This window comes from Agrobacterium sp. O3.4, from assembly GCF_041414895.1.
Lineage (GTDB): Bacteria > Pseudomonadota > Alphaproteobacteria > Rhizobiales > Rhizobiaceae > Agrobacterium > Agrobacterium cucumeris.
In genome coordinates this window covers 962371-982441 of sequence record NZ_JALPZP010000001.1, presented here as the reverse complement: position 1 = coordinate 982441, position 20071 = coordinate 962371, and the positions used below count along the sequence as shown (strand labels likewise).

Below are 20071 nucleotides of genomic sequence, written 5' to 3'. Positions count from 1 at the left end.
ATATCAGGCGCATTTTTCAGAATGATTAATAGCACTTTTGCAGGAAAGGAATGCAAGCATATGCTTACCTAAACGGAAATACGGCCCACAAGGGGCCGCATTCCAGCTTCGGGAGGGGATGGTCTCAGGCGCGCAGCAGCGCATTTTCCGTATCGAAGGGGCTCTCTTCCACCACCTCGGCATCGTAGAGCGTGCCGAGAATGCGGATCTTCAGCTTGGTGCCAACCGCCGCATATTCCGGCTTGAGCATGGCGAGCGCAATCGACTTGCCAAGACGCCAGCCGAAGCCGCCGCTGGTGACACGGCCGGCAAGATTGCCGTTCTCATCGGAGATCGCTTCCGAGCCGCGCGCATCGACATCCGTATTGCCCGACACGGTCAGCGTCGAAAACACAGACTTCAGGCCGGCCTCCTTATAGGCCACCAGCGCATCGCGGCCGATGAAGGATTTTTCCGGACGCAGGAAGCGGTCGAGACCGGATTCATAGGCGTTATATTCCACCGAAAGCTCGCGGCCCATGTTGCGATAGGACTTTTCGAGCGACATGGACACCATGGCCCGGATGCCGAATGGCTTGATGCCGAATTCCGCGCCTGCCTCCATCAGCCGATCGAAGATATAATTCTGCATCTCGATCGGATGGTGCAGCTCCCAGCCCAGTTCGCCCACGAAGTTGACGCGCAGCGCATGCGCCGTCGCCACGCCGACGGAAATCTGCTTTGCCGTCAGCCAGGGGAAATCCTTGTTCTCCAGGCTGGTGCGGGTCAGCTTCTTCAACAGATCGCGTGACTTCGGGCCGGCAAGCACCAGCACGCCGTATTTCTGGGTGATCGGCTGCAGCACCACGGAACCATCGGTCGGCGCAAGGCGGCGCAGCACGTCATGATCGTGGGCCTCAAGACCGCCTGCCGAAACCATATAGAACCGGCCAGGCGCCCATTCATAAACGGTGAACTCCACCTTCACACCGCCATTCGGCGTCAGAAGATGCGTCAGCGCAATGCGGCCGCGCTTCTTCGGCACGATATTGGCCAGAATACTGTCCAGCCACGCGCGCGCGCCGGGGCCGGAAACCTCCATCTTGGCGAAGGCCGACATATCAAGCACGCCGACATTGTTGGTGACGTTCTTCACCTCGTTGCCGACATGTTCGAAATAGTTCGAGCGGCGGAACGACCATTTTTCGACGATGCGGCCATCTTCCAGCGGCGGCGCATGGTTATGGCTGGTGATGACATCGGCGCCGACGCCGAGCTCTTCTTCCTTGAGCGCATACCCTTCCGGCGCATACCAGTTGGCGCGCTCCCAGCCGTAGACGGAGCCGAACACGCCGCCGAGCTTTTTCAGACGGTCGTAAACCGGCGTCGTCTTCAAGGGACGGGCGGCGGAACGCTCCTCATCAGGATAATGCATGGTGAAGACATTGGCATAGGCCTCCTCATTCTTGGCAATGAGGTAACCTTCCGTCGCGTGAGGCCCGAAACGGCGCGGATCGACGCCCATCAGATCAAGTGTCGGCTCGCCATCGACGATCCATTCGGCCAGCTGCCAGCCGGCACCGCCGGCAGCGGTGATGCCGAAGGAATGGCCTTCATTCAGCCAGAAATTCTTGAGGCCGGGTGCAGGACCGACGATCGGATTGCCGTCGGGCGTATAGGCGATCGCGCCATTATAAACCTTCTTGATGCCGACTTCGCCGAAGGCCGGAACGCGCACCATCGCCGTTTCGATATGCGGCATCAGGCGGTCCAGTTCTTCCTGGAACAGCTCATATTCGCTGTCATCAGAAGGACCATCGACATAACAGACCGGCGCGCCGACTTCATAAGGACCGAGAATCAGGCCGCCGGCCTCCTCGCGCATGTACCAGGCCGAGTCCGATTCACGCAGAACGCCCATTTCCGGCAGGCCCTGACGGCGGCGTTCCTGAATGGCCGGATGCGGCTCTGTGACGATATATTGATGCTCGACCGGAATGACCGGAATATCGATACCGACCATCTCGCCGGTCTTGCGGGCAAACGAGCCGGTGCAGGACACGATATGCTCGGCGATGATCTCGCCCTTATCCGTCGTCACCTTCCAGTGACCGTCTTCCGTCTGCTCGATGGCGGTGACGGTGGTATTGCGATAGATCGTCGCTCCACGGTCACGCGCACCCTTGGCCAGCGCCTGCGTGAGGTCTGCCGGCTGGATATAACCATCATCGGGATGCTGGATGGCGCCGAGCAGCCCGTCGGTCTCGCAGAGCGGCCAGATTTCCTTCACCTGCTCCGGCGTCAGCATGTTGACGCGCACGCCGATCGTCTCGGCAATGCCGGCATAATACATATATTCGTCCCAGCGATCCTTGGTGCGGGCGAGACGGATGTTCGAGACCTTGGAAAAGCCGACATTCATGCCGGTCTCTTCCTGCAGCTCCTCATAAAACTTCACGGAATATTTGTGGATCTGCCCCACCGAATAGCTCATGTTGAACAACGGCAGAAGGCCGGCCGCATGCCAGGTGGAGCCCGAGGTCAGCTCCTTGCGCTCGATGAGCACGCTGTCGCTCCAGCCCTTTTTGGCAAGATGATAAAGCGTCGAGACGCCGACCACGCCGCCACCGATCACCACCGCCCGTGCATGTGTCTTCATTTACAGAACCCCTAAAAAGCGCCGGCATTGACTGTCGTGCTGCCAAATCGATGAGGGGAATATGAAGCGCTCCGCTGCGGTTCAGCCGCCTGATTGCGACATGGCCATAGGGTGCTGCGACAGCCGCAAAAATGCCGTCGCCGGGGATAGGATTGAGACCGCCGTCGCCTTTTGAAGACGACGGCGGCGAACATATCGGAAAATACCAACCGAGACAGATCAGGTGTCAGCCAATGACGGATTGAAGCTGAAGCACCGGATCAACCGGCTATCTGTTCTGCAGCTGCAATTGCAGCCCCCGGACATCCGGGCCATCCAGCTTCAAACCCTTGAGAACATCATTGCCGGGAACGATGATCGAGTCCTTGAGGACAGGACCGCCTGGCAGATTGTGTATTCCGCCGCCCCCACCGGGCGGTGGCGGTGGCGGCGGATAGCCACTGCTGCCACAGGGCGGAATGCGATAGATGCAATCGCCAGTGAATTGCTCAAGTCCACCTGCGGCCACAGAAGGGCGAACGGCGTCCTGTGCACCTGCCAGAAACGGAAAAAACATACCGAAAAGAAAAATGGCCCTTCTCATTTCGCAACCTCCTGCGAAGATGCACAAATCTTGGCGCGGTCTTTCACGTCCTTGCCGGCGGCAGCTTTTGCCGCTGCGTCCAGCCATGCGGGCGTGCTGTTGCGCATACCGATGGAAACGCTGTTGAAGCCAATGACGAGCGGTCTCGCAAACTGGCTATCGGAAAAGAGGCCGGAACTGTTCGTGCTGCGAATGCTGTTGTCATTGCCGGCCATGTTTTCGGCCACCGGCTGCTGGCCCTGCGGGCCTGTGGTCGCGGCAACGGCCGCACCATCGACAGTCTTCTGGACGTCGCCCTTGTTACCCCCCGCATCGAGGAAAGCGGCGCGTGCCCGGCCGTTGGTGACCTTCACCCCGCGTGTTAGAAACGCCTGACGCACGACCAGCAGGCGGATGTCGTAAATATAGCGCGAACCACAATCTTCCGTCTCTGCGGTTCTCAAAATATCGCGACTGAGAATGTAGGAGAGTTTTTCGCGAAGGTAGTCATCGGCGCAATAGACCTTGGTGTCGCCATCATTGCAAAATCCCATCAGCGCATTTTGCGCGTGGAAGGGATTGATCGCATAGGTCTGCACATTCTGAAGCTCGATTTCCTCGATATCCGCCCGCGCACCACCGAAGGCGATATTGCGTAAAAGTCCTGCCATTCCTTCCTTGCGTTCTATCTTGATGACGGGAAACAGCGCGTCCTTCACCACCAGGCCGGACGTCGTCCCATCAACAGCAACCTCGGTACGCGGTTGAGCAATCAAGAGAGACTTTTTATCCTCCGACCAGGTGCTGTCGCCGAAATAAGGCGCCTCCGACTTGACCCCCAGATATCCCCGCAAATTCGGTATCTGGGTAATCTTGACGTAGCGGCCGATGAAGGATTCGCTTTCGAGATCCGTGGGCAAAGACTTGAACTTGTGGCCTGAATCCACGACCTCGGCGATAATGTCTCCGACATAGATATCCTCCTGCGGAGGATAGACCGGCTCGATGCCTAATCTGCGGATGGATTCATTCCAGCGTTTCGGCAGGTAATCATCCGTCACATCGGTTTCGCCCATCAGGAAAAACAGACCGGCAGAACCGATAACGACACCCGCCGCCAGCAAGGACAATCTGGCTGCATGCGGTGTCAGCCACCTCCAGGCACTCCTTAATTTTTCCCGCAGGGACGTTTTTGCGGGAACTTGGCCCGGAGGCTGGACAGGCTGGGCAGGCTGGGCAGGCTGGGCAGGCTGGGCAGGCTGGGCAGGCTGGGCAGGCTGGGCAGGCTGGGCAGGCTGGGCAGGCTGGCCATTTCCATTGACTGGATTCGTCATGTGAGCCCCGACAGGAAAGAAATGATCTAAATATAAGCCAACATATCAACTTATAGTTTAAACAACAATACAGTCATGAAGGGAATTTTTATTATATTTTCATGAAGACGTCCGACAAAAAGCGGCTTCCCTCCTCGGAAAATCTCTCCCCTGCTTGGCTCCTCATCCGCACCAATGCAATCGGGCGCGAGGATAATTCCCCGCGCCCGTCAAAGCCCCATAACGGTTGCGTTGCCGCAGCGGCGGCAGCCTAAGGTCAATTGTCCTTGCCGGCCGCCTTTGGCGTTGCCTTCGGCTCCACGACGGTCTTGTCACCCGCCTTGGCCATATCCTTTTCGGCGACAGTTGCCGCGGCAGGCGCCGCCGCACCCGTATGCGCCACCACCGCCTTGTCACCCTCCTCCGAAAGCAGCGCCGCCAGCATTTGCGGGTTGGCGTCGCCTTCCACATGGATGTTCAGATTGCGCTGCGGGAACGGGATGGCGATGCCCTCCTCGCGGAAGCGCTGGAGGATGGCGATCCGCAGCGCGTTCTTCACACCAAGCCCGGTCGACAGATCGGCAAGGTGGAACCGCAATTCAAAATCCAGCGAAAAATCACCAAAGCGCAGGAATTCCACATGCGGCTCGGGGTTGCGCAGCACCGGTGGCTGGGCGCGCACCAGTTCCAGTAGAATATCCATGACCCGCTGCGGATCGGAATCATAAGCCACGGAAACCGGAATTTCCGCACGCATGATGCGGTTGCGGTGTGTCCAGTTGCCGACCGAGGAATTGATGAACTCGGAATTCGGCACGATGATCGACTGGCCGCGAAAGGTTTCGATTTCGGTCGCACGCACGGACAGCCGCTTGACGGTGCCCTCGGTCGTACCCGTCACCACCCAGTCGCCCACCTTGAAGGGACGCTCGACCAGAAGGATGAGGCCGGACACGAAGTTGGAGACGATGTTCTGCAGGCCAAAACCGATACCGACCGAAAGGGCGGAAGCAACCAGCGCCAGGCTGGAGAGGTTGAGGCCGGCGGAAGACACGCCAAAGATCGCCGCAACCGCGATGCCGAGATAACCGATGCCGGTTTTAACCGAGTTGCGCACCCCGGCATCCACCTGGCCCCGCGCCATGACGTTATTATCCAGCCACTTCTGGAACCAGCGCGTAATGATGTAGCCGATGGCGAAAACCAGAACGCCGCCGAAGAGGCCGATCAGCGAGATCGAGGCGTTGCCGACGGTAATGCCCGTCAGCAGGCGATAAGCCCAGCTTTCGATATCGCCCGGCTGGAAGCCCCAGGAAAACAGGATGAGCGGCACACCGAAGGCAAGCGCCACGGCATAGATGCCAAGCCCGGCGGCAAGACCGGCCTGATCAAGCGCAACCGGACCGAGACCGAAACGCCGCGCGAGATAACGCCCGGCAAGGGATTCGGCAAAGGCGCCCTGCCTCGAAATCGCCTTGCCGGACAGAATGCCGATATACATGGTTGCCAGCACGGCACCGGTGGCGACAATCTGCGTGGCAAGGAAGCGCGCAAGACCGACATAACCCGTCAGACACGCGCCGATGAGAATGAGACCGCCAACGCGCAGCAGGATGACCAGCCAGCGCGGCAGCCGCTGGTTGCCGGTCTCATAATCCTGCCCCTCGCCAATCATCGGCCGCAGGAATGATACGGTGAGCAGGATGATGCCGATGATGATCGAGGCGACGAAACTCTTGGCAACGGTGACGATCAAGGGCGAATAAAGCGTCTCGCTGATCGTTCCAAACAGATAGTCGAGACCATTGACGAGCGCCATCAGCAGCACCGCAGACGACAGCGTATGCGCGCCGCGATTGGACACTTTCAACAGACGCCATTCCGGCTGGGTGGGTGCAAAGATCGCGTAGCTCAGCCGCGATACGAAATAAACGAAGCCGAGGATGGCCATCGCCCCGAACAGGATCGGCGCTATATCGGATCGCAGCACGTTGAAATTATCGAGGAAAAACGCCGAGGTGACCAGAAACAGGAACAGCGACAGCGATTGCACCATGGTCGACCAGAAGGCCACGGAGAGCCTTCTGAGATAAGATGGCTCACCGGTAAAGGCCCGCCGGTCCATGCGGCTGCCGAAAAACCGGTAACCGCCAACCAAGAACAGCAGTCCTGCCATGATAGACAGCATCACGGCCCCGAACATCGGCAACCGCTTGTAGCTCCAAACGAAACCCGCCCAGCTGCTGAAGGCGTTGTTGAGGTTGGTCACCTCGGTAACGAAAGCCGAAGAGGCGTCGCCTAGCGTCTGGGCAGAAACTTCCGTGCGCTTGAACAGGGTGGCGGCAAAAAGCGCCCGGCGCACCGCCGTGATATTGTTGGAAATCTGCGCGGCACTGGTGGCGGTGCTTTCCACCTCACCGGCAATCGCATTCACCTCGGCACGCTCCGCCGTCAGCCGGGCGCGCTCTTCCGTCACCATGCTCGCTTCCGGCGGCTGGCCATCGGCTGGCGGCTCGCCAAGCGCATCGAGACGAGTCTTGATCTGGTCCAGCCGGGTGCGCAGCTTGGTGTTGGCCGCCGCGGCATCGGCGGCAATACCATCGGCACGGCCTTTCATATCCACCAGATGCACGTCGTCGCTGCCGCCCGCCTCCACCTGCCCGGCGATGGTTGCAACATCGGCTTTCCATTTTTCCAGTTCCGCCCGCGCCTGCTCGACTGTGGTGGCCTGGATCACGGCAGGCGCCGGCGGCGTTGTCTCCCCTTGCGCGGATGCCGGCATTGCGGGCAACAGAAAACCGCCGAAAAGCGAAACCATCATGACCAATATCATGGCCATGGCACTGCTTCGCCCCCGACCAGATGCCGGTTCACCGAACACCCGTCTGCCATTCATCAATCCGCCGAACATCAACCGCACATCCATGCCTTTCGTCTCTTCACGCCGTCCCAGGCTTTTTAACGCCTGCGCCGGGGAAAACCACCCGCATGAAGCGAGGTTTTCCGGAGTTTACCTTGCTTTTCACCACGAGAATCATCACCTTTGATAGTGCAGCAAACATGGGAGGAAATCATGGAATCTGCTGGTATTGGCTGGATCGCAGCTATCATCATCGGTGGTGTCGCCGGGTGGCTCGCCGAACAATTCATGAAAAGCAATATGGGTGTTTTCATGAACATCCTTCTTGGAATCGTCGGCGCCATCGTCGCCAACGCCATATTGTCCGTGTTTGGAATCGTTTTGACCGGCTGGCTCGGTTATCTCATCGCCGGCTTCATCGGCGCCTGCATCCTCATCCTTATCGGGCGGGCCTTCAGACGCGGCTGAGCAAAAAGTAAAATCCGTAAAACCCCGGATTTCCAGCCTTTTCCAGCGCGACTGAAATTTTTCCGTCACAAAAATCGAAGAAATTTCATTTCCGCGCTGGACAAGCTCAAACTTCCCCTTTATAGCCCCCCTCACACCGCCACACGGTGCCGGTCGGGTGATTAGCTCAGTTGGTAGAGCAGCTGACTCTTAATCAGCGGGTCGTAGGTTCGAGCCCTACATCACCCACCAAATTCTCTTTAAATGACAGAATGTTGCGATGCTTACTTAAAGCATCGCCCGAGCGATTGAGCTTTTGCAATCGCCTTTTCCCAGCAATGCCAGCGAAAGAAACGTTACCCGTCACGGATAACGCCGAGCCGCGCAGGCCCACTAGCGCAACAGCTCCCCGGCAAGTCTACAAATTCGTTTCCGATACGCTTTTGTCCCGATGAAGCGCGGCTCCAAAGGCCGACCGGCGATACGGCTTCCGAATTCTTCCGTGAAACGAACGGGTGCTGCCTGTTTTACCGCATTGATTGCGGAATCGATAAACGCCTGCCGTCTCGGGCTCTCCTCCTGAGGTCGCGATGCGAGGACAACCACCTTGCCGCGTATCTGCCCGTCCTTGTGCAAAATGAACCGCAGCGTCACCACCAGCCCCTCCGTGTCTTCCGGCGGCACCCAGCAGGCATAGATCGCATCGAACATTTCATTGAGATTACTGGCAGGCGTCGGATCATTGCAGATCCGCGACTGGCCCCAAGCCGGCGCCAGCATACCTCCAGCCAAGATGCTCGACACCACGAGACCGGGCAGCCTGAAACGACGGAACACCAAAGAAGTATGGTTGATCAAATCCAATATCCTCTATCAGGAAGCAATCCGGCTGCTTTGGCCGGCCGGTCTAACCATTTTAAAAAATTGGTTTTTCCGTAAATATCTTGAAAGCTCCATGTGACGTGATGTAAACATCAATAAATAAAATCACAAACACATCAATAAAAACAATAATTAAATAGATAAAAATACATATTTCGGGAAAAATAAATTTAAAAACCAAAAACATCAACAGAATATATAAAATTATATTTATATAAAAATTATAAAAAACAAAAGTAATATTCGGAATTCCAATCAATAAATTCTATATTATTGAATATACAGACAGCTGTAAAATACTCTCCGGAAACGCGGCTTCGCATCTTAACCAATGGCTGCGGTTTACATTGCAAGCCAATGATTTAGCTGTATGCATGGCCTGCCAGAACAGGAAAAAAAGGGGGATATCATGACATCGAAATGGGTATTGGCAGTGTTTTTCGGCACAGCGATGACGGTTGCGGGTGCGGCGCAGGCCGAAGACCTGGTGTTCACGCTGAAGAACGGCACGGGCTCCGTTCTTAACGCCTTTTATACCTCACCGGTGGGCGTTGATGACTGGGAAGACGATGTGTTCGGCAAGAAGGCGCTTGGCCCCGGCGAAGAGATGGAAATCACCATCGCCGATGGCCGCAGCGTCTGCAAATATGACATGCGCTTCGAATTCCAGGGCGATGCGCTGGAGGATCTGGAGGATACGCAGAATCTCTGCGAGCTCGGCGAATATACCATCACCGAATAATCCAGTGACGGCCCTGCCCGGCAAAGGCAGGGCCTGCGGCGGCCAAGCTCCGAAAAAAAGAAGGTACGGCAATTATAGGCACTGCCGCGCCGCCCTTTTCCCCAAAGCTGTCTCAATCATCCCTATGATTGGCAGGATGAGATTGATCATCAACATATTGCTGTTCGTCCTCGGCGCGGTCGGGAGCGGAATATGTGCGTTTTTATTATCGGCAGCGCTTGCCGATTCCGGGCTGCTGGGTTCCTGTTTTGAAGGAAATTGCGCTTATGCGGCGCTGTTTATGGTGCTTCCGGTCGCATGGTTCATACTTTTTGCGCTTTATGTCATGGCTTTGCTCGTCTGGAGACGAAAACCGTTCCGCAATGGACGTTTCTGAAAAAGCGCGTTACGTCGCCATCGCTACCGCGCGTTCGTTGACAGCGATAAGCACTTACCGTTAACTCCGCCTGCTGGGGGATTCGCTGCCAGTGATATATGGGCCCGATGGGCATTCCCTGTATCACAGGCCTCTGAATGTGCATGTTCCGATTTGCGTTTTGCGTTTGCTGGGCATGACGGAAAACAGGGAGACCAAAGGATGCGGGCCGCAATCAATTCCCCGTCGCTTTCGATCGACACGATGGACTATCAGGCCGAGTGCCAGTTCGCGCTGGAACCATCCATCCAGGGCCTTATTGAAAAGGCGGAGAGCGCCGGCTGGAACCGCCAGCAGGCTGCGCTTGCTATCGTAGCACTCGCCAGCGAACATCTGACCGACCTGTTGTCGGCCGGTGGCCCCGCATTGCTGGATCAACGTTCCCTTTCCTGATCTCCGCTGAAGCGGGCGGAACCAGCGCCCGCCTTGTCCAGACATCATCTTGAAAATCAATCCTGCGCGCCCGGAGTGTCCTCACAGACGCTGCCGGCACCCTTGGTCGCGTCGGGACGCCATCACCCAAGGCGAATCCTGCCTCGCACGCCAATATCGCTGCAAGGCAGCCCCCCACCATATTCCGGGTCAGCCCAACCCCGCAGAACGCATCGATTGCCGGTCGGAAACCGCGCCATAGTGTTGACACAGACCACCAATAATGAGAACATAAAGTGAACATTATGGAGGTCAGCGATGAACACTGCAGACGCAACCATAGAAAATGCCCTCTCCGTCGTCGCCCGCTCCCGCGATATGCGCGAGCGCGCGCTGGAACGGCGCCGCGAGTTGCAGCGGCGAACGGAAGTCATCATCACCCGGCCGCTTTACGTGCTGAAAAAGAACGAGTCTAAGCAGCTGTCGTTGAAACTCGACAGCTGAGCATGCGTGCGAACATCAGCTCTACTTTGGGGCAAAAACGCGGGGCGTGTGGCTACGGAAGTCCTGACGCAATGATAACGGGCGCAGTGCTCCCAACGGAGTTTTCCTCTCACGGCCTTGCTCCCGAAAGCAAAATCCCGTGCGGATTACCTCACGCACGGGATTTTCATAATGAAGAGATCATCGTCTTGTCTTATTGCATGCGTTGCATTGCGGCTTCGGGCTCACCGGTCGTCGCAACCGTTGCCGCTGGAAGGCGGTCGGTCTTTTTCAGAATGACAACGGGCTTGTCCACCGGTTCCGTCGGCGGAACGATACTTGCGGTTTTAAATTCACGGTCGACGGCAGGAACGGAAGCGTTGATCTTTTCATGACCCGCGCATTCCGCAAACGCTGCACTGGCGGAAAAGCCAAAGACAGCGGCGATAATGAGAACTGATTTCATGTCATTCTCCCTTCGCTTTTGTGGCGCTCTCCAGTCTAGGTGGAGACGAACCGGATTGAAAATCACACTTTAGAGACATCTAAAGCACCAGATCATTTCGGCAGTCGTCGTCATCGATGTGCGTGGCAGCGATATGCTGACTGTATCGCCGTCATTTCTTCCGCACATCCAGCGGATTTTGGCAAAGCGGCCGGCGAAATATCATCGCCACATAACTTCCCTTGAGGGAAATCAGGCTGGGCGTGTAAGTCGAAACCTTTGCCGTGTTGGCGGCCTTGATCGTTCTTCCATCAGAGGAATTCTGCTGCATGGCGCGCCTCCTTCCATGAGCGATAACGAAAAAACACCGTTCTTGTTCCGCATCGCAGTTTCGTTGCGGACGAGAAAGGGCAATACGTCACCGCGCGTTTCTTCTCCCCGCCGGGGAGAAGGTGGCCCGAAGGGTCGGATGAGGGGGCTAGCTCTCCGGATATCTCGACCCTTGCCCCCTCATCCCGCTGCCGCGACCTTCTCCCCGGCGGGGAGAAGAAACCAGTGGTACCCTCCCCGTGACATCGCCTGTCTCCGTAATCCCCCAACGCTTGAAAATGTCGCCCAAAGCCTCTATATGCCTCACCGCGAGGACGACCTCGGCCATCATGGCGACAGCATGCGGGACGGCCCGGTCACATACCGGAGAATAAATTGCGCTCCCTGCAAGATCGTATTCGCCACGCGCTCAGCTTCGAAATCATCGGCCTTATGCTCGTCGTGCCGCTTGGTGCACTCGTCTTCGGCATGCCGTTGGAAGATATCGGCATTGTCGGTCTGGTCAGCGCCACACTCGCCACCATCTGGAACTACGTCTATAATCTCGGCTTCGACCATGCGATGCAGCGCATGAAGGGCACGACGCTTAAGACGCCCGCCATCCGCGTCGCACACGCCCTGTTGTTCGAACTTGGCCTGCTGATTGTGCTGATGCCCTTCATCGCCTGGTATCTCGGCATCAGCCTTGCCCATGCGCTGGTGATGGATGTTTCGTTTGCGCTGTTTTACGTGGTCTATGCTTTCGTCTTCAACTGGAGCTACGACCGGATTTTCCCGTTGCCGGAATGGCAGTCGCAGGATGCCGTCTGATCGACGGCCACGGCTAGAGACAGCAAAACTTCAGCGTAGCGATTCCTTGAAAAAGCTGACGACATCGGTGTTGAAACCACGATGAAACTCTGCCCGGTCAAAACCGGGCGCATCGCTGCAAACCTGCGGCAAAGCTTTTGCCATTTCTGCCGGGCAAGGCGCGATGAACGAAAAATGCCCTGCCCCCTTCACCATCCGATAGTCCGGTTTCTTCGGCAGTTCATCGCGCAATCTCGCAATATCCTCCGGCACAATGCCATCACCGCCCTGTTCCGAACTCCACAGCTGGACAGGAATACCGATATCTTCCAGATTTTCAGCACCGGGAAAGGCATTGAGCGGGTCTGCAACAACCGCGGCCCTTACCCGCTTATCGTGAGCCCGGTCTTTCGCAACAGCGCTTTTGTCCCGCATCTGCGCGCATATCGGCGCCTGCTCGTCCGGGCATGGCAATCTGCTGTTTAAAAAATCCGGCACGCCGCCGGCAAGCACCAGCGCCGTATAACCACCGCGCGAAAATCCGAAGACACCGATCCGCCCGGCATCGATGACGCCGGCCTCTTTCCAGCCCGCCAGCATATGATCAAGCAGGCGCACAATATCCGCCGGCCGGTCGGTCAGCGCGGAAAGCTCGCCTGCCCGCTTCATATCAATCGCATTATCGCCGGGATGATTAAGCGCCGCGACGATGAAACCGGCATCCGCCAGCGCCGCCGCCGTATCGCGGTGGCTGAAATATGTGCCGGCGAAACCATGGGAAATGACGATAAGCGGATATTGCCCGTCAATGATCGGGCAATCGCGCACCACAGGCAATACGAAGGGACCGATACGGCTTTCCACCGCCGCCGCCGCACAGGGCGACCAGACCGCCGCCCTGATGGGAGCTTTACCATCGGTGGATGGAACCTCGATCAACCGCAGGCCGGCTGCCGTGGCAGCGCCCGTCCCGGAAACAACGGAAATCAGAAGAAGGCAACACACCACCAGGAATCGCATCAGAAACTCGCGGATCGGAAACATTGAGCGCAAGGCCGGCCATCAACCAGCCCTGCCCGAAACATAAGGCAATTTCTTATAGCGCTGATGACCGCCGCGAAGGCTTAAAGCGACTTCAGCGTCCAGACGACAATCTCGCGCGTGGCGGCGGCGAAGGCCTGATCCAGCGCCTTGACGAAATTGGCGTTGCCGGAACCACTGACACGGGCGCTGGCGCGGAACACTTCCTGCGCCTTCACCGTGCCGTTGCGGTCGTTCAGAAGCTTCACCGACATTTCGATATTGGCGATGTTTCTCGCCGTATCCACCTCGAAGGCGCGAATATCGGTCACGACCTGATAGTCGATCGCCAGCCCCTGCCCCGGACGGCCGACGCCGCCGAGCTTGCCGGTGTCTTCGAAAGCTTCCACGAGCTTGGACTGAACCATGCGCGGCAGGCGGTCGCTCCATTGCGAATTGCCGAGATATTGCACTTCCGAACCGGAGAGCCGCACCACGATATTTTCGCTGTCCAGCGCCTTGAGTGCGGTCGGATCGGCAATCAGCAATTGCCGGCCTTTCAGCGAAGGTCCCTGCGTCACCGTCGCCGAAGACACGGAAAGATCGAACGTATCGTTCTTCGGCGCGCCGGCACAGCCGGCCAGCAGCGCGGCAAGCAGCGGAGCCAGAATAAGGGCACGGCGTTTATGGCCGGTCATCGATCGTGTCATTGGCCCATACCCCTCTTAGCGCCTTGTTCTGCCATCATATTGTTTCACGGTTTCACCGCCGAAAATCAACCGCTGCGGATCGCGGTCAATATTGGTGATGGCATTGTTGAGATTGTCGACTGTCTGTCGCGTGCTGCCAATCAGCGCCTGGAAATCTTTCAGGCCAGAGCTGGAGAAGCGGGTCAGATTGTCTGCGATCGGCCCGATGCGGGCATTGAGATTGTCGGCCACGGCCTTGAACGAGGTAAGCGTCTCGCGCGCCTTGGCAAACAGCGAATTGGCGTCATCGGTGCCGAGCATGCCGTCCACCTTGGCAAGAATGCCATCGACGCGGCTGGAAGCGAGGTTCAGCTTGCGGCCCATGTCGGTGAAGTCGGAAACCGCCTGGTCGATATCGGCGCGGCGGGCACCGACATCATCGGCAATCCGCTTGAAATTCGCCACGGCATCGCGCGCATCGGCGGTCGCGGCGGAAACATCGCCGACCACGGTGCTGACCTTGGCGGGATCGACGGAGGCCAGAAGCTCATCCGCACGCTTCACGACAGTCTGCACTTCCGTGCTCGCCGCCTCGAAATTGCGCGCCGTGCTCTGCACCGTCTCCATGATGCCCTGAATATCGCTGGAAGCCGACGCTACATCCTTCGTCACCTTGTCGACATTCGACAGGATGGAATCGATCTTGCCGGCATCCACCGCCTTCACCAGATCCTCGATGGCGGTCAGCGTGCCGTCGAGACGCACCGAGACAGACTGCACGGTGGTGGAAAGCGAGCTGAGGCTTGCAATGAAATTCTTGATGCCATCGGAATTGGCCGCCAGCGCGTCGGAGAACTTCTCGGCGTTACGCACCGTCTGCGTCAGCGGACCACGGGCGTCCTGCACGAAGCCCTGCAATTCACCGATGGCGCCGTCCGCACGCTTCAAGATCTTGTCGGCAGTGGCAAGCAGGTTGGTGACGCTGGAAAGATCGGCCGTCAGTTCCGCCGGAACGCCGGTCTCGGCGGATTTCTGCAGAATGCGCTCACCATCCTTGTTGCCGCCGGAAAGCTCGATATAGGCAGCACCCGTCAGGCCCTGAATTTCAAGCACGGCGCGGGTCGAAGGGAAAACCGGGGCATCCGCCTGCACCTCGGTAAAGGCGATGGAATAGGCTGGGTCGTCGCGGTCGATGGCGAGCCCGCGCACGGTGCCGACAGGAATGCCGTTAAAGCGCACCGGGGAGCCGACGGAGAGACCGTTGGCGGAGCCGGGAATACGCACGACAAGCTGCGCCGTCGGGCCGCCACGGCCGAATTCCGCCATCCAGTAAACGAAGCCGAATGCGGCGGCGATCACGATCAGCGTGAAAATTCCGACTATGGTGTAGTTCGCCTTGGTTTCCATGCTTCTGTTACTCCACCGGATTTTCATGTTTGCCGTCCGGAAGAACGACAGAGCGCGCCCGTTTGCCGCGGAAATAGGACTGCACCCACGGGTCGTCGCAGGCGAACATGTCCTGCAATGTCCCTTCCACCAGAACCCGCTTGTCGCCGAGAACCGCAATGCGGTCACAGACGGAGAACAGGCTGTCGAGGTCGTGCGTCACCATATAAACGGTCAGGCCGAGCGAATCACGCAGGCGCGCGATCAGCATATCAAATTCCGCCGCCCCGATGGGATCGAGGCCGGATGTCGGCTCATCAAGGAAAACGAGGTCGGGATCAAGCGACAGCGCCCGGGCAAGAGCCGCACGCTTGATCATGCCGCCTGACAGTTCCGACGGATACTTGTCGCCGGCATCTGGCTTCAGGCCGACCATCTCGATCTTCAGATAAGCAAGCTCATCCATCAACTTCTTCGGCAGGTCGAGATATTCCCGCATCGGCAGCTGAATGTTTTCCTTCACCGTCAGGCCGGAAAACAGCGCGCCCTGCTGGAACAGCACACCGAGCCGCTGGTCAAGCATCATGCGGTCGTCTTCACTCGCCTTGTCGTAATCGGTGCCGAGAATGCGGATCGCGCCCGCCTGCCGCGGCAGGAGCCGCAAGATCGCCCGCATCAACACGGATTTGCCCGCGCCGGAGGGACCGATGAAGCCGAGGATTTCGCCGCGATAGACATCGAGATCGAGATTTTCGAGCACGTTCCGGCCGTTGAAACCGACGGTCACGCCCTCGACGGAAAGCACCACCTCGCGGCCGTCTTTTCCGGTCTTGATCTGTTGCTGTGTCTGGTCCTGCTGCTCCAACGCGCCCTCCCTAAAAATCGATGGCTGCGTAGAAGATGGCGAAAAGACCATCGACCAGAATGACGACGAAGATCGACTTCACCACCGACGAGGTGACGTGCTGGCCGAGCGATTCCGCCGAACCGCCCACCTTCATGCCCTCCACCGCCGCGACGATGCCGATGATCAGCGCCATGAACGGCGCCTTGATCATGCCCGCCGCAATGGTCGATTCCTCGACCGCGCCATGCAGGCGTGACAGGAACACCTCGAAAGTGATGCCGGAGTAGAGCAATGCCACGATGGCAGCACCGAAAAGCGCTGCGAAGTTGGCAAGAATGGTCAAGAGCGGCAACGCGATGGTGAGCGCCACCAGCCGCGGAAACACCAGCACGCCGACCGGGTTGAGGCCGATCACCTTCAGCGCGTCGATTTCCTCGCGCATCTTCATCGAGCCGATTTCCGCCGTGATCGCGCTGCCGGAACGGCCGGCGATCATGATCGCGGTCAACAGAACGCCGATTTCACGCAATTGCAGAATACCGACCAGATCGACGACGAAGACCTCGGCGCCGAAATAACGCAGCTGGAACGCGCCCTGCTGGGCGATGATCGCGCCGATCAGGAACGACATCAGCATGATGATCGGCACGGCGCGCACGCCCATATGGTCGATCTGGTTGACGATCGCCGCCGGCGATACGCCACGCCCGCGCCCGAGCTTCATCTGCGCGCCGCGCACGGCGGAACCGAGAATATACATGCCCGCCAGAAAGTCCGCGCCATTCTGAACCACGGCCTGACCGATCGGCGCGAAGATGCGCTCTACCAGCCCCGGCCTGGCGGCTGGTTCGCCCTGCATCTCCGCCTTATCGGGCAATTGACCGATGACGTCCTCGATCCGGTCGTTGCCGGTGAGCGTGACAATCGCGCCGTTCGCCTCCAGATCCTTGCGCAGGCGCTGGATGATCCACGCACCCGTCGTGTCGATGGCTTCGACGGCGGAAAGATCGATCTCGACGGAGCCGCCGGATTTGCTCTTTTCGATCCTGTCGAGGCTTTCAAAAATTCCGGAGAGATTGCTGTTGCGCCAGGAGCCGCTCATGACATAACGCAAACCGCCGCCGGAGACGGAACCGTCTTCGGTGATTGCGGCCGGGTTCGCCTGTTGCCGTGTGTCCTGTTCTTGCATAATGCTCCGAGCGAGTGCAGCCGTCACGAGATTCTTAAAGGTTTCATAACGTTTTGGCCTCCGGCAAGCCACAGTGACGGCTGACAATTCGTGATAAATTTGGCGTCATGTGTCTTTTGTCGCCCAATCGGAAGTGAAAAAATATGCCCCGTTACCTGCAAGCCACAACAGAACGCTTCCCCGTCGCCGGCAGCTTCACCATCTCACGCGGCACCCGCACGCATGCGGATGTCGTAACGTGCATTATCCGCGAAGGTTCCTTCACCGGCAGAGGTGAATGTGTACCCTATCCACGTTATGGCGAAAGCATCGAGGGTGTTGTTGCCGATATCGAGGCCATGGCAGAGCGGATCGCCGCCGGCCTGACACGGCAGGAACTACAGCAGGCGATGCAACCCGGCGCCGCCCGCAATGCGGTGGATTGCGCGCTCTGGGACCTCGAAGCCAAGATCAGCGGCAAAACTGTTGCCGAGCGCATCCTTGGACAGGCGGCAAAGCCGCTCGTCACTGCTTACACCATCTCGCTTGCGGACCCCGAGACCATGGCCGCGAAGACGGCGGAAAACGCAGGCCGCCCGCTGCTGAAGATCAAGACCGGCACGGCGGATGACGAAGCGCGTCTAAGGGCCGTGCGCGCCGCCGCACCCGAAGCGCGCATCATCATCGACGCCAATGAGGGTTGGAACGATTATAATATCGAATATTATCTGCGGCTTGCGGCGGAACTGAAGATATCGCTGATCGAGCAGCCGCTGCCGGCCGGCAAGGACGCCATCCTCTCCCGCATCGATCATCCGGTGCTGATCTGCGCCGATGAAAGCGTGCATTCCACCAGGGACCTCGCCGGCCTGCGCGACCGTTACGATGCGATCAACATCAAGCTCGACAAGACCGGCGGCCTCACCGAAGCGCTTGTCATGAAGGCGGAAGCCGAAAGGCTCGGTTTCACCATCATGGTCGGCTGCATGCTCGGCACCTCGCTCGGCATGGCGCCCGCCGTACTGGCGGCGCAGGGCACGGCATTTGCCGATCTCGACGGGCCGCTGTTGTTGGCGCAGGATCGTGATCCGGGGCTGGTTTACGAGGGTTCGCTGGTTTATCCGGCGCGGCCGGAATTGTGGGGTTAAGTCGTGGATATTGAAGGCAGAGAAACACGGTAAGGCGCGACCTCGCCGCTTGTTTCTTCTCCCCGCCGGGGAGAAGGTGGCCCGAAGGGTCGGATGAGGGGGCAACGTTAGCAGTATACGGAGAGCTCGCCCCCTCATCCCGCTGCCGCGGACTTCTCCCCGGCGGGGAGAAGAAACAAGCGGCATCCACTCGTCATACAGACGAGAGTCGGGGCTCCGATATGAAAGATCGCAAGTTATCCAGCCCGACCGAAATTGCAGGGGTAAGCCCTAAAATTAAAACCAGATGAGGTGCGACGCCACCGCGTATTTCTTCTCCCCGCCGGGGAGAAGGTGGCCCGAAGGGTCGGATGAGGGGGAAACGTAGCCGGATTTCGGAGAGCTTGCCCCCTCATCCCGCTGCCGCGACCTTCTCCCCGGCGGGGAGAAGAAACAAGCGGCATCCACTCGTCCCACACGAGCGCGCATTGATCGCGAGGAAACACCGAAGGCTAGGTATCCCTTTAGCTCGCAGGCCCAATCACGCCGCGTGCTTGCCAATCAACCCCGGAATATCTACCGGCTCCATCTCGTCCGATGCCTGACCGGCGGTGGCGTCGCTGGTCTGCATCCAGGTGATCAACTCGAAGCTGCCATCGGCATTTTCGGCAATCGCCGTGCAGCTTTCCACCCAGTCGCCGGTGTTGATATAGCGGATGCCGTCCATGTCTTCCATGACAGCATGGTGGATGTGCCCACAGATCACGCCGTCGACATTGTTGCGTCGCGCCTCGTCGGCCACCACGCGCTGGAATTCGCCGATGAAGTTGACGGCGTGTTTGACCTGCAGCTTGGCCCAGGCCGAGAACGACCAGTAAGGCAGGCCGATGCGGCGGCGCACGGCGGCAATGGCGATGTTGATGGCGATCGCCGCGTCATAGGCCCAGTCGCCGAGATAGGCGAGCAGGCGGGCATTGCGCACCACCACGTCGAACTCGTCGCCATGGATGACCAGATATTTCTTGCCGTCGGCCGCCTCGTGGATCATGCGCTCGGCCACTTCGATGCCGCCGAAATGCATGCCCGGGAATTCCCGCAGGAATTCATCGTGGTTACCGGGAATATAGATGATGCGCGTGCCCTTGCGGGCCTTGCGCAGCAGCTTCTGCACCACGTCGTTGCAGCCCTGCGGCCAATACCAGCTGCGGCGCAGGCGCCAGCCATCGACGATGTCGCCGACCATGATGATCGTTTCGGCTTCGTGATACTTTAGGAAGTCGAGCAAGAAATCCGTCTTGGCCGCCTTGGAGCCAAGATGAACATCCGAAATGAAAAGCGTTCTGAACTGTCTGGTTTCGATTTGACCGGCCACGGATTTCATCCCCCTGTTCGGTTGCGTCCCTGCGGCTTTCTTACCTCTCAGAACCAGACTCGTGTTTCAGCAACATGACAGAGGCCGGTTTTTGTATGGAATATGACTGATGGCTTCACGAAAACGCGAATAAGCCATGCCCGTATTTGCATGAATGTGCGTCAAATAACGGCTGTACCATGGG

Annotated in this window: 22 protein-coding genes and 1 tRNA gene; 9 read left to right on the top strand and 14 right to left on the bottom strand. The window is 58.4% G+C overall.

Features of this window, described 5'->3' with window-relative positions; genetic code table 11:
• Positions 1-124: 124 nt before the first annotated feature.
• From M0412_RS04770 to M0412_RS04750, 5 genes are all read right to left on the bottom strand, one after another.
• Positions 125-2638 carry an FAD-dependent oxidoreductase gene (locus M0412_RS04770; RefSeq protein ID WP_142839846.1) on the bottom strand — a complete coding sequence of 838 codons (2514 nt, stop codon included), beginning with the start codon at positions 2636-2638 and terminating at the stop codon, positions 125-127.
• A gap of 268 nt (positions 2639-2906) precedes the next feature.
• Positions 2907-3221, bottom strand: coding sequence for a hypothetical protein (locus tag M0412_RS04765; RefSeq protein WP_269699653.1), 315 nt, complete (start codon positions 3219-3221; stop codon positions 2907-2909).
• Positions 3218-4330 (bottom strand): hypothetical protein, encoded by a 1113-nt coding sequence (locus M0412_RS04760; protein WP_269699654.1) that lies wholly within the window; start codon positions 4328-4330, stop codon positions 3218-3220. The genes M0412_RS04765 and M0412_RS04760 overlap by 4 nt, the downstream gene beginning before the upstream one ends.
• A gap of 38 nt (positions 4331-4368) precedes the next feature.
• Entirely contained in the window at positions 4369-4518 is a 150-nt protein-coding gene (locus M0412_RS04755) for a hypothetical protein (protein ID WP_269699655.1), read from the bottom strand.
• 272 nt (positions 4519-4790) lie between these two features.
• On the bottom strand, positions 4791-7439 hold the full coding sequence (locus M0412_RS04750; protein WP_269699656.1) for a mechanosensitive ion channel family protein: 2649 nt from the start codon (positions 7437-7439) through the stop codon (positions 4791-4793).
• On the opposite strand from M0412_RS04750, the gene M0412_RS04745 reads away from it, so the two are divergent.
• From M0412_RS04745 to M0412_RS04735, 3 genes are all read left to right on the top strand, one after another.
• Complete coding sequence (locus M0412_RS04745; RefSeq protein ID WP_142839848.1) at positions 7333-7560, top strand: hypothetical protein; 228 nt, start codon at positions 7333-7335, stop codon at positions 7558-7560. The genes M0412_RS04750 and M0412_RS04745 overlap by 107 nt on opposite strands.
• 26 nt (positions 7561-7586) lie before the next feature.
• Entirely contained in the window at positions 7587-7841 is a 255-nt protein-coding gene (locus tag M0412_RS04740; protein ID WP_003524764.1) for a GlsB/YeaQ/YmgE family stress response membrane protein, read from the top strand.
• Positions 7842-7996: 155 nt separating this feature from the next.
• Positions 7997-8072 (top strand) — tRNA-Lys (locus M0412_RS04735).
• A gap of 141 nt (positions 8073-8213) precedes the next feature.
• On the opposite strand, the gene M0412_RS04730 is transcribed toward M0412_RS04735, so the two are convergent.
• On the bottom strand, positions 8214-8678 hold the full coding sequence (locus M0412_RS04730; protein ID WP_269699657.1) for a hypothetical protein: 465 nt from the start codon (positions 8676-8678) through the stop codon (positions 8214-8216).
• 433 nt (positions 8679-9111) lie between these two features.
• Here M0412_RS04730 and M0412_RS04725 point away from each other — a divergent pair, with 433 nt between their 5' ends.
• From M0412_RS04725 to M0412_RS04710, 4 genes are all read left to right on the top strand, one after another.
• Positions 9112-9444 (top strand): hypothetical protein, encoded by a 333-nt coding sequence (locus M0412_RS04725; protein ID WP_046798390.1) that lies wholly within the window; start codon positions 9112-9114, stop codon positions 9442-9444.
• Between the two features lie 124 nt (positions 9445-9568).
• Positions 9569-9820 (top strand): hypothetical protein, encoded by a 252-nt coding sequence (locus tag M0412_RS04720; RefSeq protein ID WP_309568467.1) that lies wholly within the window; start codon positions 9569-9571, stop codon positions 9818-9820.
• A 201-nt stretch (positions 9821-10021) separates the two neighbouring features.
• On the top strand, positions 10022-10252 hold the full coding sequence (locus M0412_RS04715) for a hypothetical protein (RefSeq protein ID WP_142839849.1): 231 nt from the start codon (positions 10022-10024) through the stop codon (positions 10250-10252).
• A gap of 297 nt (positions 10253-10549) precedes the next feature.
• Complete coding sequence (locus M0412_RS04710) at positions 10550-10735, top strand: hypothetical protein (RefSeq protein ID WP_269699659.1); 186 nt, start codon at positions 10550-10552, stop codon at positions 10733-10735.
• A gap of 193 nt (positions 10736-10928) precedes the next feature.
• Here M0412_RS04710 and M0412_RS04705 read toward each other — a convergent pair whose 3' ends face one another.
• Both M0412_RS04705 and M0412_RS04700 read right to left on the bottom strand, forming a co-directional pair.
• Entirely contained in the window at positions 10929-11180 is a 252-nt protein-coding gene (locus tag M0412_RS04705; protein ID WP_269699660.1) for a hypothetical protein, read from the bottom strand.
• Between the two features lie 151 nt (positions 11181-11331).
• Entirely contained in the window at positions 11332-11490 is a 159-nt protein-coding gene (locus M0412_RS04700) for a hypothetical protein (RefSeq protein WP_193559498.1), read from the bottom strand.
• A gap of 374 nt (positions 11491-11864) precedes the next feature.
• Here M0412_RS04700 and M0412_RS04695 point away from each other — a divergent pair, with 374 nt between their 5' ends.
• Complete coding sequence (locus tag M0412_RS04695) at positions 11865-12299, top strand: PACE efflux transporter (RefSeq protein ID WP_142839850.1); 435 nt, start codon at positions 11865-11867, stop codon at positions 12297-12299.
• A gap of 30 nt (positions 12300-12329) precedes the next feature.
• On the opposite strand, the gene M0412_RS04690 is transcribed toward M0412_RS04695, so the two are convergent.
• The 5 genes from M0412_RS04690 to M0412_RS04670 all read right to left on the bottom strand — a co-directional run bounded on the left by M0412_RS04690 (position 12330) and on the right by M0412_RS04670 (position 17409).
• Positions 12330-13298 carry a dienelactone hydrolase family protein gene (locus tag M0412_RS04690; RefSeq protein WP_269699661.1) on the bottom strand — a complete coding sequence of 323 codons (969 nt, stop codon included), beginning with the start codon at positions 13296-13298 and terminating at the stop codon, positions 12330-12332.
• A 104-nt stretch (positions 13299-13402) separates the two neighbouring features.
• Complete coding sequence (locus M0412_RS04685) at positions 13403-14008, bottom strand: ABC-type transport auxiliary lipoprotein family protein (protein ID WP_269699663.1); 606 nt, start codon at positions 14006-14008, stop codon at positions 13403-13405.
• 15 nt (positions 14009-14023) lie between these two features.
• The gene (locus M0412_RS04680; protein ID WP_065115797.1) at positions 14024-15394 is read right to left on the bottom strand and encodes an MlaD family protein; all 1371 of its coding nucleotides are present in this window, start codon (positions 15392-15394) and stop codon (positions 14024-14026) included.
• 7 nt (positions 15395-15401) lie between these two features.
• A complete protein-coding gene (locus tag M0412_RS04675) occupies positions 15402-16238 on the bottom strand; it encodes an ABC transporter ATP-binding protein (protein ID WP_269699664.1) in 837 nt (278 codons plus the stop codon).
• A gap of 10 nt (positions 16239-16248) precedes the next feature.
• Positions 16249-17409 (bottom strand): ABC transporter permease, encoded by a 1161-nt coding sequence (locus M0412_RS04670; RefSeq protein WP_269699665.1) that lies wholly within the window; start codon positions 17407-17409, stop codon positions 16249-16251.
• A gap of 143 nt (positions 17410-17552) precedes the next feature.
• Here M0412_RS04670 and dgcA point away from each other — a divergent pair, with 143 nt between their 5' ends.
• Positions 17553-18536, top strand: coding sequence for an N-acetyl-D-Glu racemase DgcA (dgcA, locus tag M0412_RS04665; protein ID WP_269699666.1), 984 nt, complete (start codon positions 17553-17555; stop codon positions 18534-18536).
• Between the two features lie 520 nt (positions 18537-19056).
• Here dgcA and M0412_RS04660 read toward each other — a convergent pair.
• Positions 19057-19896 (bottom strand): UDP-2,3-diacylglucosamine diphosphatase, encoded by an 840-nt coding sequence (locus M0412_RS04660; protein WP_046798379.1) that lies wholly within the window; start codon positions 19894-19896, stop codon positions 19057-19059.
• Positions 19897-20071 lie beyond the last annotated feature (175 nt).

What these genes read in the sequence shown, in the direction of transcription:
- M0412_RS04770 (WP_142839846.1), bottom strand. Translation starts at nt 2,638, where the DNA reads ATGAAGACACATGCACGGGCGGTGGTGATCGGTGGCGGCGTGGTCGGC.
- M0412_RS04765 (WP_269699653.1), bottom strand. Translation starts at nt 3,221, where the DNA reads ATGAGAAGGGCCATTTTTCTTTTCGGTATGTTTTTTCCGTTTCTGGCA.
- M0412_RS04755 (WP_269699655.1), bottom strand. Translation starts at nt 4,518, where the DNA reads ATGGAAATGGCCAGCCTGCCCAGCCTGCCCAGCCTGCCCAGCCTGCCC.
- M0412_RS04745 (WP_142839848.1), top strand. Translation starts at nt 7,333, where the DNA reads ATGACCAATATCATGGCCATGGCACTGCTTCGCCCCCGACCAGATGCC.
- M0412_RS04750 (WP_269699656.1), bottom strand. Translation starts at nt 7,439, where the DNA reads ATGGATGTGCGGTTGATGTTCGGCGGATTGATGAATGGCAGACGGGTG.
- M0412_RS04740 (WP_003524764.1), top strand. Translation starts at nt 7,587, where the DNA reads ATGGAATCTGCTGGTATTGGCTGGATCGCAGCTATCATCATCGGTGGT.
- M0412_RS04725 (WP_046798390.1), top strand. Translation starts at nt 9,112, where the DNA reads ATGACATCGAAATGGGTATTGGCAGTGTTTTTCGGCACAGCGATGACG.
- M0412_RS04720 (WP_309568467.1), top strand. Translation starts at nt 9,569, where the DNA reads ATGATTGGCAGGATGAGATTGATCATCAACATATTGCTGTTCGTCCTC.
- M0412_RS04715 (WP_142839849.1), top strand. Translation starts at nt 10,022, where the DNA reads ATGCGGGCCGCAATCAATTCCCCGTCGCTTTCGATCGACACGATGGAC.
- M0412_RS04710 (WP_269699659.1), top strand. Translation starts at nt 10,550, where the DNA reads ATGAACACTGCAGACGCAACCATAGAAAATGCCCTCTCCGTCGTCGCC.
- M0412_RS04705 (WP_269699660.1), bottom strand. Translation starts at nt 11,180, where the DNA reads ATGAAATCAGTTCTCATTATCGCCGCTGTCTTTGGCTTTTCCGCCAGT.
- M0412_RS04700 (WP_193559498.1), bottom strand. Translation starts at nt 11,490, where the DNA reads ATGCAGCAGAATTCCTCTGATGGAAGAACGATCAAGGCCGCCAACACG.
- M0412_RS04690 (WP_269699661.1), bottom strand. Translation starts at nt 13,298, where the DNA reads ATGCGATTCCTGGTGGTGTGTTGCCTTCTTCTGATTTCCGTTGTTTCC.
- M0412_RS04685 (WP_269699663.1), bottom strand. Translation starts at nt 14,008, where the DNA reads ATGACACGATCGATGACCGGCCATAAACGCCGTGCCCTTATTCTGGCT.
- M0412_RS04680 (WP_065115797.1), bottom strand. Translation starts at nt 15,394, where the DNA reads ATGGAAACCAAGGCGAACTACACCATAGTCGGAATTTTCACGCTGATC.
- M0412_RS04670 (WP_269699665.1), bottom strand. Translation starts at nt 17,409, where the DNA reads ATGCAAGAACAGGACACACGGCAACAGGCGAACCCGGCCGCAATCACC.
- dgcA (WP_269699666.1), top strand. Translation starts at nt 17,553, where the DNA reads ATGCCCCGTTACCTGCAAGCCACAACAGAACGCTTCCCCGTCGCCGGC.
- M0412_RS04660 (WP_046798379.1), bottom strand. Translation starts at nt 19,896, where the DNA reads ATGAAATCCGTGGCCGGTCAAATCGAAACCAGACAGTTCAGAACGCTT.